This window comes from Nonomuraea sp. NPDC050783 (assembly GCF_040802095.1).
In the GTDB taxonomy this organism is placed as follows: domain Bacteria; phylum Actinomycetota; class Actinomycetes; order Streptosporangiales; family Streptosporangiaceae; genus Nonomuraea.
In genome coordinates, this window is record NZ_JBFAHK010000047.1 from 16,990 (window position 1) to 29,567 (window position 12,578).

At 71.9% G+C, this 12,578-nt stretch carries 12 protein-coding genes and 1 pseudogene; 7 read left to right on the forward strand and 6 right to left on the reverse strand.

The features are described 5' to 3' along the window. The first annotated feature begins 21 nt into the window (after window positions 1-21). Window positions 22-1,194, forward strand: a complete 1,173-nt coding sequence (locus AB0H75_RS49300; RefSeq protein WP_367808863.1) for an erythromycin esterase family protein — start codon at window positions 22-24, stop codon at window positions 1,192-1,194. 47 nt (window positions 1,195-1,241) lie between these two features. On the opposite strand, the gene AB0H75_RS49305 is transcribed toward AB0H75_RS49300, so the two are convergent. After that, the gene (locus tag AB0H75_RS49305) at window positions 1,242-1,853 is read right to left on the reverse strand and encodes a TetR/AcrR family transcriptional regulator (protein WP_367808865.1); all 612 of its coding nucleotides are present in this window, start codon (window positions 1,851-1,853) and stop codon (window positions 1,242-1,244) included. A 22-nt stretch (window positions 1,854-1,875) separates the two neighbouring features. Between AB0H75_RS49305 and AB0H75_RS49310 the strand changes: the two genes are divergently transcribed. After that, complete coding sequence (locus AB0H75_RS49310) at window positions 1,876-2,361, forward strand: SRPBCC family protein (RefSeq protein ID WP_367808867.1); 486 nt, start codon at window positions 1,876-1,878, stop codon at window positions 2,359-2,361. Window positions 2,362-2,390: 29 nt separating this feature from the next. Here AB0H75_RS49310 and AB0H75_RS49315 read toward each other — a convergent pair whose 3' ends face one another. Then, window positions 2,391-2,786, reverse strand: a complete 396-nt coding sequence (locus AB0H75_RS49315) for a RidA family protein (protein ID WP_367808869.1) — start codon at window positions 2,784-2,786, stop codon at window positions 2,391-2,393. A gap of 97 nt (window positions 2,787-2,883) precedes the next feature. On the opposite strand from AB0H75_RS49315, the gene AB0H75_RS49320 reads away from it, so the two are divergent. After that, window positions 2,884-3,930: a helix-turn-helix transcriptional regulator gene (locus AB0H75_RS49320; protein ID WP_367808871.1), complete on the forward strand. Its 1,047-nt coding sequence runs from the start codon at window positions 2,884-2,886 to the stop codon at window positions 3,928-3,930. 28 nt (window positions 3,931-3,958) lie between these two features. Here the strand turns inward: AB0H75_RS49320 and AB0H75_RS49325 are convergent, their stop codons facing one another. After that, window positions 3,959-5,512 (reverse strand): M4 family metallopeptidase, encoded by a 1,554-nt coding sequence (locus AB0H75_RS49325; protein ID WP_367808873.1) that lies wholly within the window; start codon window positions 5,510-5,512, stop codon window positions 3,959-3,961. A gap of 191 nt (window positions 5,513-5,703) precedes the next feature. On the opposite strand from AB0H75_RS49325, the gene AB0H75_RS49330 reads away from it, so the two are divergent. The 4 genes from AB0H75_RS49330 to AB0H75_RS49345 all read left to right on the forward strand — a co-directional run bounded on the left by AB0H75_RS49330 (window position 5,704) and on the right by AB0H75_RS49345 (window position 9,956). After that, complete coding sequence (locus tag AB0H75_RS49330; RefSeq protein WP_367808875.1) at window positions 5,704-6,267, forward strand: dihydrofolate reductase family protein; 564 nt, start codon at window positions 5,704-5,706, stop codon at window positions 6,265-6,267. A 66-nt stretch (window positions 6,268-6,333) separates the two neighbouring features. Continuing rightward, the gene (locus AB0H75_RS49335; RefSeq protein WP_367808877.1) at window positions 6,334-7,209 is read left to right on the forward strand and encodes an alpha/beta fold hydrolase; all 876 of its coding nucleotides are present in this window, start codon (window positions 6,334-6,336) and stop codon (window positions 7,207-7,209) included. 115 nt (window positions 7,210-7,324) lie between these two features. Continuing rightward, window positions 7,325-8,701, forward strand: coding sequence for an aspartate aminotransferase family protein (locus AB0H75_RS49340; RefSeq protein WP_367808879.1), 1,377 nt, complete (start codon window positions 7,325-7,327; stop codon window positions 8,699-8,701). 127 nt (window positions 8,702-8,828) lie between these two features. Then, on the forward strand, window positions 8,829-9,956 hold the full coding sequence (locus tag AB0H75_RS49345; protein WP_367808881.1) for an MFS transporter: 1,128 nt from the start codon (window positions 8,829-8,831) through the stop codon (window positions 9,954-9,956). A gap of 56 nt (window positions 9,957-10,012) precedes the next feature. On the opposite strand, the gene AB0H75_RS49350 is transcribed toward AB0H75_RS49345, so the two are convergent. The 3 genes and pseudogenes from AB0H75_RS49350 to AB0H75_RS49360 all read right to left on the reverse strand — a co-directional run. Beyond that, window positions 10,013-10,753: a VOC family protein gene (locus AB0H75_RS49350; protein WP_367808883.1), complete on the reverse strand. Its 741-nt coding sequence runs from the start codon at window positions 10,751-10,753 to the stop codon at window positions 10,013-10,015. A 132-nt stretch (window positions 10,754-10,885) separates the two neighbouring features. Continuing rightward, window positions 10,886-12,388, reverse strand: a complete 1,503-nt coding sequence (locus AB0H75_RS49355; protein WP_367808885.1) for an alpha/beta fold hydrolase — start codon at window positions 12,386-12,388, stop codon at window positions 10,886-10,888. A gap of 46 nt (window positions 12,389-12,434) precedes the next feature. Beyond that, window positions 12,435-12,578: pseudogene (locus tag AB0H75_RS49360) on the reverse strand (IS256 family transposase); the annotation flags it as partial.

Here is a 12,578-nt window from a genome sequence, read left to right on the forward strand (position 1 = left end):
GTCAACGATACCGTTGAAGGCATGGACATCAAGGACACGGCCCGCGCGTTCGACGGCGCGGGCATCTCGGCGTTCCTGCGGTCGCTGCCCGCCAAGCCCCTGCTGCTCGGCCTGGGGGAGGCCCGGCACTTCGTGGAGGAGCTGGGCGAGCTGCGCAACGAGCTGTTCCGGCACCTGGTCGAGCACGAGGGCTACCGATCGTTCGCCATCGAGAGCGACTGCCTCATGGGCCTGGTGGTGGACGACTACCTCGCGACGGGCGAGGGCACGCTCGACGACGTCATGGAGCGCGGCTTCAGCCACGACTTCGGCGCGGTGCCGGCCAACCGCGAGCTGGTGCGCTGGATGCGGGCCTACAACGAGGAGCACGACGAGAAGCTGCGGTTCTTCGGGGTCGACGGACCGCTGGAGTACTGGGCGGCCAGCCCGCGCCAGGCGCTCACCGCCCTCTGCGACCTCCTCGACGGCCCGCTCCCGTGCACGCGGGAAACCCTCGACGCGCTGCTGGGCCCGGACGAGCGGTGGTCGGACGAGGCCACGGTCATGGACCCGTCCCGGTCGATCGGCCGGTCCGCCGAGGCCCAGCGGCTGCGGTTGATCGCCGACGACCTGGTGGCGCTGCTGGAGACGCGGGCGCCGCGGCTGAGCGCGAGGGACAGGGAGCGGGCGGAGCTGTACGGGCGCACCGCCGTCGGCCTGCTCCGCTACCACGACGGGATGGCCGAGCCGTCCCCGGACCGGATCGGCAGGTTGTCGGCCCTGCGGGACGCGATGATGGCCGCCAACCTGCGGGCCGTCGCCGAGCACGGCCCGGCCCTGGTCTTCGCCTCCAACCTGCATCTCCAGCGGAACATGAGCCTCATGTCGCTCGGTGAGCACCGGCTGGAGTGGTGGAGCGCGGGCGCGATCGCCGCGACGCACCTGGGCGACCGGTACGCCTTCCTGGCCTCGGCCTTCGGCACCGCCGGCGACGACACCCCGCCCCCGGACACCGTCGAGGGCATGTTGTCCACGCTCCCGTGGGAGCACGCCCTCGTGGACGCCCGCCGCCTGGCCGAGGCCGTCACGCGGTCCGTCCCCGCCCCGCGCGTCTCGCATGATTTCGCCTATTTCCCGCTCGACCCGGCCCAGCTCGGCACGATCGACGGCATCGTCTTCCTCAGGCGGGCCGTCAGGCTGAAGAAGCTGGGCTGAGGAAGCGGGGCTGAGGAAGCCGGCCTGGCGGGCGTGGGCCCGCCGGCTTATTTCTCCGGAAGGGCGAGCGTGCGGGCCGCGTGGCCGGCCCACGCCGTCAGGAACGTCTCCTGGTCCAGGTCGCCCGGCGTGTGGCCGATGAGAATGCGCAGCAGCGGGAAGTAGGTCAGCGACGAGATGAGCACGGCGGCCGTGGCCTCCGGGTCGGCCGCCTCGGCCACGCCCGCCGTCCGCCGGGCCTCGATCCAGGCGGTGCACTCGCGGTAGAGGGTGGCCAGCACGCCCTGCCACATCGGCTCGAAGATCTCCGGGAACGCGGTGAACTCGCGCAGCATGATGCGCACCAGGTCACGGTCGCCGTCGATCACCTTCCACACCTCGTCCGCCATCAGGCGCAGCGCCTGACGGGGGTCGTCGGGGACGTGCTCCACCACCTGCGCCCTCCGGCGCGCCATGGTGTTCAGGTTGCGCCGCACGGCCGCCTCCAGCAGGGCCTTCTTGGAGGGGAAGTGCTTGTAGAGCGCTCCTGAGCCGCCGGCCAGGCCGCAGGCGCGCTGGATGTCGGTCACCGAGGTCGCGTCGTAACCGTCCCGCGCGAACAGCCGGATGGCCTCGTCCAGGATGCGTTCCCGGGTCACGCCCGGGGTCGTTCTCGCCATAGTGAGAGAGTACTCTCTTTCTATGGTTCAAGTGATCGTGGAAGAGACCATCCGCTGCACGCCGCAGGAATACCTGGACTTCGTGATGGACGCCGAGCGCTACGCGGAGATCGACGACAAGATCGGCCCGATCGACTGGGTACGCCGCCTCGACAACGTCGTGGAGTTCAAGTTCCGCCCCCGCCTGCCGGGCATCCCGGGCCCCGCGCCCAAGCTCGTCTCCCAGATGCGCCTGACCCCCGGCCGGCGCGTCGACGTCCGCTACGCGCCCCTGCCCCGCAACCGGCTCAACCACCTGATGTCCCGCTTCAGCGCCTCCTTCGAGGCGGAGGCCGTCGCGGACGGCGTCTCCCGGGTGCGGCGCACGATCTCCATCGACTTCGCCCCGTTCCTGCGCTGGCTGCTGGAGCCGGTCCTGCGCCGCCGGCTGCCCGCCGACGTCCGCGACGAGGTGCGGGGGTCCAAGCAGCGGCTGGAGAACGGGGCGGCCGGACCGCGGCCGGCCTGAGCCCTCCGGCGGCGGTCCGGCCGGCCGCCTCACGCGACGGCGGTTCCCTCAAGCTCGACCATCAGGTCGGGGATCGCCAGCCGCGTCACCCCGAGCATCGTGGTGGACGGCGCCACCCCGGCGGCGCCCAGCCGCGCCGCCAGCACGCCGTAGTGCTCGAAGAGCCGGTCCACGTCGGTGGTGTAGACGTTGAGCCGGACGAGGTCCGCCAGCGACATCCCGGCCGCGCCCAGCACGGCCTCCAGATTGTCGAGGCTCAGCGCCAGCTGGGCCGCCATGTCGCCGGCGTGCTGGGGCTTGCCGTCGCCGCTCATCGCGGTCTGCCCCGAGCAGTAGAGGGTGCGGGTCTGCCCGGAGACGAGCTCGCCCTGGTTGTAGCCCATCTCCACCGACCACGGCCACGGGTTGACCGCCGTTCGCTCCATTGTCCTGTCAGCTCCGTTCGATTCGTCGGGATCACTGGCGACGAGCCTCCCAGCGAATCGCGACATCCTCTGTCGTATATTTCGGTAACGTTCGCGTATGCGCGCCGACCGGCTGGTCTCGCTGGTGTTGCTGCTGCGCCGGCACGGCCGGCTGTCGGCGGCCACGCTGGCCCGGGAGCTGGAGGTGTCCACCCGCACCGTGCTGCGCGACATCGAGGCGTTGTCGGCGGCCGGCGTCCCGGTCTACGCCGAACGCGGCCGGCACGGCGGGTTCGCGTTGTTGCCCGGCTTCCGTACCGAGCTGACCGGGCTGAACCCCGACGAGGCCCTGGCCCTGCTGGTGGCCGGGTCGCGGCGCGGCGCGCAGGCGTTCGGCCTCGGCTCGGCGCTGGCCTCGGCGATGCTCAAGGTGGTGGACGCGCTCCCCGAGAGCTACCGGGACACCGCGGCCGGCGCGGCCGAGCGCCTGCTCATCGACCCGCAGACCGACCTGCTGTCGCGCCGGCTGTCCGCCGAGGAGGTGCCCGACACCACGGCCGCCGAGGTCCTGCGCGCGGTGTTCGCCGGGCACAAGCTGGAGATCCACTACGCCGCCGCCGGCCAGGCCCCGCGGTGGCGCACGGTGGACCCGATCGGGCTGGTCACCATCCGCGACCGGGGCTACCTGCTGGCCACCAGGTCCGGCGCGGACCGTACCTACCGGCTCTCCCGGATCCTGGCCGCCAGGCAGCTCCCCGAGCCCGCGCAGCGACCCGACCGGATCGACCTGGACCGGGCCTGGCGGGAGCGCAGCAGGCGGTTCCGGGCCGGCGGCGACCAGGTCACCGTGCTGGTGCGGACGCGCCCGGCGCGGCGGGAGGAGCTGCTGGGCACCGCGCTGGCCGTCCTCGCCGAGGAGCCCGACGCGGACGGCCTGCTGCGGCTGGAGGTCACCTTCCAGGACGCGCGGCACGCCGTCTGGGCGTTGTGGCAGCTCGGCACGGACGGGGAGGCCCTGTCCCCGGAGTGGCTGCGCGCCTCCCTGCGCGACCGCGCCGCCGCGCTCGCCGCCCGCTACGGGACGCCGGCCGCGGAGCAGGCGTCCTCAGCGCCGCCGTCCCCGGCGCCGGCCCGGGTGCGCCCTGCTCAGGCGGATCACCGGTGATCCGCGCTGAACAGGGCCGCCGTCGTGCTCAGGAGCAGGTCGGCTCGCCGCTCTGCGCGGGGACGTTCACCCCGCTCCAGGCCGCCTTGACGACGTTGAACTCGACACAACCGGTGGGGAACAGCGTCCTGGCCGCCCGCAGCGTGGCCACGCGGGCCTTGGCGTGCGTCCACGGCGCCGTCTTCATGTTCAGGCCGGTCTGGAAGATCTGGCCCGCCTTGCGGACGCCGACGCCGGTGATGGCCGCGCCGCCGTCGCACCGGCTGCTGGCCGGCTTCCCGCTCGGGTTGGTGCCCTCGGCCAGCAGGTAGAACCAGTGGTTCTGCGGCCCGGCCGCCGCGTGCACCTCGGTGCTCGGGATGGAGGAGCTGTAGCAGTTGGGGTGGCCCAGCGCCGACGGGTTGTACATGTTCCTGATCGCGCCGCGGCCCACCAGGTTGACCTCCTCGCCGACCAGGTAGTCGGGCGGGTCGAGGGTGCTGGGCTCGTTGACGTACGCCTCGGTCAGCGCGCCGAAGATGTCGCCCGTGGACTCGTTCAGCCCGCCGGACTCGTTGCCGCTGCCGCCGCTGCCGCCGGAGAACTGGAAGATGCCGTGGCCGAACTCGTGCCCGACGACGTCCATCGAGGTGGCCTGCTGGGTGCCGGCGGAGTTACGGCCGAAGGAGGCGTACGAGCCGTTCCAGAAGGCGTTGGCCTGGTTCAGCCCGACCCTGGCGGGGTAGCCGCGGCCCGAGCCGTTGATGCCGTTGCGGCCGAGCCAGTCGCGCAGCATGTTCCACTCGCGCTGCTCGGCGAAGAGCGCGTCGACGCAGGCCGTCTCCAGGTTCGTGCCGCTGCCGTTGCCCCAGTTGTCGGTCGACTTGGTGTAGACCGAGCCGTTCTGCCCGCCGCACTGGACGCCGGTGCGCGTGGGGTCGCGCATCACGTACGCGGGGGAGGTGTCGATGGTCACCGGGTTGCCGTTGTAGTAGCTGTTGCCGGTGCCGTCGACCACCTGGTCCCACTGGTCGATGACCTGGCCGTCGAGCGCGTCCACGTACACGTGCACGATGCTGGAGCGGTCGTCGTTGGCGGCGACGACCTCCCACGCCAGGCGCGGGGTGGGCGTGGTGGCGTGCACCACGAGCGCGGGGGTGCCGATCGAGGTGGCCTTGGGCGCCGTGGCGCGGGCCGTGTCCGCCGCCGCCTGCGCGGCGATCTGCGGCTTGGTGTCCAGGGAGATCGTGGCCTGCTGGCCGGTGTCGATGGCGCTGACCGACTTACCGGACTTGTCGGTCGTCACGACCACCTCACCGCCGAAGACGGGCAGCCCGGCGTAGGTACGCGCGTACGTGAGGTGCTGGATGCCGTTGACGCCGGCGATGGCCGACGACAGGGAGAAGGTGTCCTGGTCGGCGGCTCGGAGCTGCGTCCGGTCGGCGGCGATGACGCTCTGCGCGCTCGCCACCGCGGCGCTGCGCTCCGCAGGTGAGGGCGGGTCGGCCGCCTGGGCGCTCGCGCTGGTGAGGCCCGCCGGTACGGTGATGGTCAGGGCTAACGCGAGGGCGGTGGCAGTGCCCAACCTGAGCTTGGGGTTCACGCTCGTTGCTCCTCAGGGGGGTGGAGTGGACGAGCCCCAGCCGGCTGGGGGTGCCCTCAGACTGGCATCGCGGGTGACCCAGGTGATACCTCCCAATTTGCCCATAACGCTGTGGTATGGAAGGCCGCCGCGATGAGTTCCGCGCCGCCCGGAAGTCGTACTGTCGCACCCGTCACCGAGGAGGACTTCTGATGCGCAGCGTGACCTATTCGATGAGCGTCTCGCTCGACGGCTACATCGTCGGGCCGGACGGCGGCTTCGACTGGTCGGTGCCCGACAAGGAGGTCTTCCGCTTCCACATCGACGAGATCCGGCAGGTCGGCGTCCACCTGCTGGGACGGCGGCTGTACGAGACGATGCTGTACTGGGAGACCGCCGACCAGGAGCCGTCGATCGACGAGGCGGAGCTGGAGTGGGCCGCGCTCTGGAACCCGCTCCCCAAGGTGGTGTTCTCCACCACGCTGTCGCAGGTGCGGGGCAACGCCCGCCTGGCCTCCGGCGGCCTGGCCGAGGAGATCGAGCGGCTGCGGGCCGAGCCGGGGGAGGGCGACATCGCGATCGGCGGCGCGACCCTCGCCGCCGAGGCGGCCGCGCTGGGCCTCATCGACGAGTACCGGGCCACGGTCTACCCGGTGCTCGTCGGCGGCGGCACCCCGTACTTCGCCAGGCACGAGCGCCACGTGGACCTCGAACTCGTCGAGACCCGCACCTTCGGCTCGCGGGTCGTCCACCTCCGCTACCGCGTGGCGCGTTAGCCGGCCTGGATTCCGGACGCATGGCGGCGGCGGTTACGGGCAGGGCGAGCGTCCGGAGGTGAGATCATGTCACTGCTGCCCGCACCCGTCGTCCACCGGACGGCCGACGTGGACGGGATCGAGACCTTCTACCGGGAGGCCGGCCCGCCGGACGGCCCGGTGTTCCTGCTGCCGCACGGTTACCCGTGCTCCTCCTACGAGTTCCGCGGCCTCATGGCCGCGCTGGGCGACCGCTGGCGCCTGATCGCGCCAGACCTGCCGGGTTTCGGCTACAGCGCCACCCCTGAAGGCTTCTCCTACACCTTCGCCGGCTACGCCGACTTCCTCGAACGGTTCACGCAGGTCATGGGGTTGTCCCGGTACGCGCTCTACCTGCACGACTACGGCTCCCAGTTCGGGCTGCGGCTGGCGATGCGCGCGCCCGAGCGGGTGGCCGCGCTCGTCATCCAGAACGGCGACATCTACGAGGACGCGTTCGGGCCCAAGTACTCCTGGCTGAAGGAGCACTGGGCCCACCCCACGCCGGAGGGACGGGCGAAGGTGATCGCGCACGTCTCGGAGAGGGGTTTCCGCGACGAGTTCGTCGGCGAGCTGCCCCCGCACCTGGCCGAGCGGGTGAGCCCGGATCTCTGGACGTTGCACTGGAGGCTGATGAACACGCCGGAGCGGCTGGCCAACCTCGTGAGCCTGATCGAGGACCAGTCCTCGACGCTCGCGTGGTTCGCCAAGGAGCAGGCGTACCTGCGCGAGCACCGGCCCCCGACCCTGATCGTCTGGGGACCGCACGACGGCTACATGCCCGAGGAGTCGGCCAGGGCCTACCTGCGCGACCTTCCGGACGCGGAGCTGCACCTGCTCGACGCCGGGCACTGGGCGCTGGAGACCAGCCTGGGCGAGGTCGTGCCCCTCGTCCGCGACTTCCTCGGACGGGTGCACCCATAACGCGTGCACCCATAGCGCGCGCACCCGTAGGAGGCGCCACCGGCCGGCGCGGAGACCGGCGGGCGGTGCAATAACGTCCAATCCCTCACATACGCCGGGCCCCTACCGTGCCCGCATGACGACCGGTGAACACGCTCTCCCCCTTGACCTCGACCCCTCCGCCATCACGCGGCTGGGCCGGCACGCGGTGGACTTCCTGGCGGACTGGGTTCGCGAGCTGGACTCGGCGCCCGCGAGCCACTACGGGCAGCCCGAACCGCTGAGCACCGCGCTGCGCCGGCCGCCCGGCGACGGCCCCGGCGACTTCGCCGCGCTCCTGGAGCTCTTCCGCCAGGCCGCCGGGGAGGGCGTGGACACCGCCGGCCCCGGCTACCTCGCCTACTTCCCGGCGGGCGGCCTGGTCTCCGTCGCGCTGGCCGAGCTGCTGGCGCAGACCGTCAACCGGTTCACCGGCGTGGCCCAGGTGGCACCGGCGCTGGTCGCCATGGAGCACGGGGTGCTGACCTGGTTCTGCGAGCGGTTCGGGCTGCCCGCCGGCTCGGGCGGCCTGGTCACGACGGGAGCCTCGGTGGCGACGTTGTCGGCGCTGCTCGCCGCCCGCCACTCCCTGGGCGACGGCACGGTGTACGTGACCGAGCACACGCACTACTGCCTGGCCAAAGCGGCCCGCATCGCCGGCCTGCCCGCCGAGCTGATCCGTACCGTGCCCGCCACCGCGGACCTGCGCATGGACGTCCAGGCCGCGGCCACGATGATCGCCGCCGACCGCGCCCGCGGGCTGCGTCCCCTCCTGCTGGCCGGCACCGCGGGGACCACCAGCTCCGGCACCATCGACCCGCTTCCCGAGCTGGGCGAGCTGGCCCGCAGGGAGGGCCTGTGGTTCCACGTGGACGCCGCCTACGGCGGGGGATTCCAGCTCACGGCGCGCGGCCGGGCCCGGCTCGGCGGGATCGAGGCGGCCGACTCGATCGCGCTGGACCCGCACAAGAGCCTGTTCTTCCCCTACGGCACGGGCCTGCTCCTGGTGCGCGACCCGGCCGTCCTGCACGCCGCCCACGCGGCCGACGGCCGCTACCTGCAGGATCTCAGCCCGACGGACGACCTGCCCGACTTCGGGCACCTCGGGGTGGAGCTGACCCGGGAGTTCCGCGGGCTCCGGCTGTGGCTGCCCCTGCACCTGCACGGCGTACGCGCCTTCGAGCGGGAGCTCGACGAGAAGCTCGACCTCGCCGCGTACCTGCACCGCCACCTCGCCGCGGACCCGCGCCTGGAGGTGCCGTGGCAGCCGGACCTGACCGTGGTGCTCTTCCGGCTCCGGGGCACGGACGAGGACAACAGGCGGCTCCTCGCGGAGATCAACGCCAGCCGGCGCGTGTACCTGAGCAGCACCACCATCGACGGCAGGTTCTTCCTGCGCCTGTGCGTGCTCAGCTTCCGCACCCACGCCGACCGCGTCGAGGAAGCCCTCGCGATCATCCGCGCGGCATACTGAGTTGCGGCGGGATCAGTGGGCTTGGTGGGGTGTCCGCATGGAAGGTGCCACTGAGCAGGTGCGATCGGCGAGAGCCGGAAAAGGCCGCCCCGTCACGCGACAACCGGCTCCCTGGCGCAGGCTTGCGGTGCTCGGGGCGCTGATGCTGGCGGCCCTCACGTTCAACACCGCGGAGAACCTGCCGGTCGGCCTCCTGGAGCTCATCTCCGGAGACCTGCGGGTGTCCCTGTCGGCGGTCGGCCTCCTGGTCACCGGTTACGGCGTGACGGTGGCCGTCGCGTCGGTGCCGATCGCCCACGCCGTGCGGGCCGTACCCCGGCGCCACGTGCTCACGGGACTGCTGGCCGCGCTCGTGGTGTCCAGCCTCGTCGCGGCGCTGGCCACCTCCTACGGGCAGCTCCTCGCGGCGCGGCTGCTGACCGCGCTCGCCCAGGCGCTGTTCTGGGCCGTGATGGGGCCGGTCGCGGTGGGCCTGTTCGCGCCCGAGGTCCGGGGCCGGGTGGTCGGGGCACTGTCCGTCGCCGGTTCGCTCGCCCTCGTGCTCGGCGTCCCCGCCGGGACCTGGCTGGGGCAGCGGAGCGCCTGGCAGGTGCCCGTCGCCCTGCTGGCGGCTCTAGGGCTGGTCTCCCTGGTGACGATCGCCGCGCTGCTGCCGACCTCGCGCCCGGAGGAAGAGCCCGCCGCCTACGCGACCAGTCCCGACGCGCGGCGGTTCGGCACGGTGCTGGCGGCCGGAGCCCTGTCCGCCGCCGGGGCGTTCACCGGATACACCTACATCGTGACCTTCCTGGGCGAGGTGAGCGGGTTCTCCCCGAGCGCGGTCAGCGTCCTGCTCGTGGGCTTCGGTGTCGCGTGCCTGGCCGGGGTGAGCGTCACCGGGGCGTTCCTGGACCGCTTTCCGCGGGCCGCGCTGGCCATCGCCGTGGCCACGCAGGCGGTAGGCATGCTCGGCCTGTACGCGTCCGGCACCCATCAGGTGGCGGCGGTGGTGTTCCTGATGCTGATGGGCAGTGCGCTCGGGCCGGTGTTCATGGCCACGCAGAACGCGATGCTGCACTGCGCGCCGGGCCGTACGGACATCGCCCTGGCGGCGAACTCCGGCGCCTACAACGTCGGCATCGCGGCGGGAGCCGCGATCGGGGCACTGGTCCTGCCGCTCGCCGGGGCACGGGGCGCCTTCCTCGCCGGCGGGCTGCTGACCGCCGGGTCCTGCGCGGCCCTGCTCGGCGGCCGGCCGCGCGGTAAGCCGCGGTGAGCCGCTCAACTCTCCCGCGTCCCGCCAGCCGTCCGCCACGACCGGGCGCCGCCGCGTCACCCCCTGCCGAGGACGCAGAACTCGTTGCCCTCGGGGTCGGCGAGGACGACCCACGGGACGTCGCCCTGGCCGACGTCGGCGGGCGTCGCGCCCAGGGCCCGCAGCCGGGTCACCTCGGCCGCCTGGTCGCTGATGGGGTCCGGCAGCAGGTCGATGTGGACGCGGCTCTGCGCACTCCGCGCGCCGGGCGTGGCGCGGATGAGCTCCAGATACGGTCCGACGCCCTTGGGGGAGCGCAGCCGCGCGAGATCGTCGTTCACCTCGCACGGGGTCCACCCCACCGCCTCGCCCCAGAACCGGGCCAGGGCACGCGGGTCCGCGCAGTGGACCACCACCGCGGCGATCGGCCCGGTGTCCCGATAGACCTCCCGGGGCTCCAGCACGCAGAACAGGTTGCCCTCCGGGTCGGCCAGCACCGTCCACGGGACGTCGCCCTGGCCGACGTCGGCGGGCGTCGCGCCGAGCTCCTTCAACCGCGCGACCAGCTCCGCCTGGTGCGCCTCGGAGGTGGTGGCGAGATCGAGGTGCACCCGGTACTGCACCGTTTCGGGGTCGGGGACGGTGACGAGATCGATGTAGAAGCCGGCGGGGTCCGGCCAGTCGAGGCCCTCGGGTTCGAGGTTGGTCACGCCGGGTCCCTCGCTGGAAACGCTCCAGCCGAGCGCCTCCGCCCAGAACCGTCCGAGCGCCGAGTCGTCCCGAGCCTTGAAATTCACCTGAACGAACCGCAATGCCATGCCGCCGATCATAGGTCCCCACGGACGGCCGCCATGAACCGATCGGCGACCCGTGCCTCGAACCGATCACCGACAGCCGCCTGCCGGTCAAGGCGTGCTCGGCGCGGTGCCCTATTCCCGGCAGAGCCAAGCTCAGGCGATGGGGATGCCGTCGAAGGTGCCGGACAGGGACAGGCGGGTGGAGAACGGTGTCCAGGTCAACGTCACCTCGTGGGTGCGCCCGCCGGTCTCAGCGCGGAGCATGGCGGTGGCACGGCCGTCCGGGGTGAGCGTGATCGGGCCGCTGACCCGCAGGTCGCGTACGAACCGCACCTCGTCGAGTGTGATGTCCTGGCCAAAGGTGACCTGGCCGCCGCGCAGCCCCGGCTCGTTCCGCACTCTTGCATAGATGGTGCCGTTGGGATTGCGGCGGGCGGTGGCGTCCGTAGCGGTGGCGAAGGTGGCCGCGAGCACCCGCCGCTGGGCAGTGCTGAGCTTGCGGGCCGGGTGTGGCGGCACGTCCTCGACGGTCTGGGGAAAGGCGCCGAGGGCACGATAGTTCTCGCCGGTGCACTTCTGGTCGGTCACCCGCTTGGTGGTCAGGAAGGTGCGTAGCATGCCGCGCACGCAATCGCCCATCGGCGAGGTGGGCGAGGTCAACGCATGAGGCCCGAACGGGACTCGCACGACGGTCGCGTTCGGGAAGGCTCGCAGCGATTGGGTCACTTCGGCGGGGCTGTTCATGTCAAGCTCTCCCGCCATCACCAGGACGGGCACGGCGGGCAGCGCCTGTGCGGGTGGGCGGGGCGGGCTGTGGCGCGGAGTCGGCCAGTTGATGCATGGCTCCACAGTGCCGATTCCGGGAAAGATGTCGGTGATCTGATAGGGCCACAGCGGGCGTACCCGCTCGTAGTAGCGCTCGGCCTGGGTTTGACGTTCGGTGGCCGAGGCCAGCCGGTCGAAGGGGAAGGTACCGTCGCCGCAACGAAAGCCCAGATACCCGGCAACATACGGATCGTTGGCCGGTGGAAGCGTTGGGGGAATCAGCCGTGCCAGGCGGCGCAGCGGAACCGGGTCACCGCGTAGGTAGGCGTCCGCGGCCGCGGTGGCCTCCCGGCCGAACACCGGCTCAGACACCCTGTTGAGCGCTGACGTCTGGAATACCGACACTTCCGGATCAGGCCGCTCCCGCAGCCGGTTCACCAACTGTGTCCAGGTGCTGGAGGCGCTGCCCGGCAGCGCCTCGCACGCCGCCGACCGTTCGCAGACGAGATCGAGCTGGCGGCGCCAGGACCAGTAGTTCTTCCAGCTCGCGTATCCGTCGCGGTCCACGATCACAGAGCTGTCCAGGAAGATCGCGTCCAGGCTCCGTGGATACCGAGCCGCGTACGCCTGGGCGTACAGAGTGCCGTAGGAGTTGCCGTAGAAACTCACCTTGCCCAAACCAAGCGCCCTCCGGATCGCGTCAAGATCGTGCGAGGCCTGGTCGGCGGTGAAATACGCGCCTCGCGCCCCCACGCTCCTGGCGCAGGAAGCGATGGTCTCGGGCTTGTCGAGGCCGGCTCCCGGGCAGTGCGGCGGCGAGGACTTCCCCGTCCCACGCGGATCCATGACCAGCAGGTTCTTGCGTTCGAGCACGGGTCCGGTCACGTCCACGGACGTGGTGTATGAGTCGATCTTCGCGTGATCCTATTTCTGCAGGTTAAGCGGTAAGTGTCTGCGGGAGTGGGTTCTGGGCCGGTGTGTCGCCTGCGATGAGCCGGACGCGGGCCTTGGCGAGGATGTCCAGGCCCATGTAGCGGCGGGCTTCGGTCCATTCGTCGGTCTGCTCGGCCAGGACCGCGCC

Excerpts from the sequence above, each read along its gene's own strand:
- AB0H75_RS49300 (WP_367808863.1), top strand. The coding sequence starts at position 22 with ATGGACATCAAGGACACGGCCCGCGCGTTCGACGGCGCGGGCATCTCG.
- AB0H75_RS49310 (WP_367808867.1), top strand. The coding sequence starts at position 1,876 with ATGGTTCAAGTGATCGTGGAAGAGACCATCCGCTGCACGCCGCAGGAA.
- AB0H75_RS49320 (WP_367808871.1), top strand. The coding sequence starts at position 2,884 with ATGCGCGCCGACCGGCTGGTCTCGCTGGTGTTGCTGCTGCGCCGGCAC.
- AB0H75_RS49340 (WP_367808879.1), top strand. The coding sequence starts at position 7,325 with ATGACGACCGGTGAACACGCTCTCCCCCTTGACCTCGACCCCTCCGCC.
- AB0H75_RS49315 (WP_367808869.1), bottom strand. The coding sequence starts at position 2,786 with ATGGAGCGAACGGCGGTCAACCCGTGGCCGTGGTCGGTGGAGATGGGC.
- AB0H75_RS49350 (WP_367808883.1), bottom strand. The coding sequence starts at position 10,753 with ATGGCATTGCGGTTCGTTCAGGTGAATTTCAAGGCTCGGGACGACTCG.
- AB0H75_RS49335 (WP_367808877.1), top strand. The coding sequence starts at position 6,334 with ATGTCACTGCTGCCCGCACCCGTCGTCCACCGGACGGCCGACGTGGAC.
- AB0H75_RS49305 (WP_367808865.1), bottom strand. The coding sequence starts at position 1,853 with ATGGCGAGAACGACCCCGGGCGTGACCCGGGAACGCATCCTGGACGAG.
- AB0H75_RS49330 (WP_367808875.1), top strand. The coding sequence starts at position 5,704 with ATGCGCAGCGTGACCTATTCGATGAGCGTCTCGCTCGACGGCTACATC.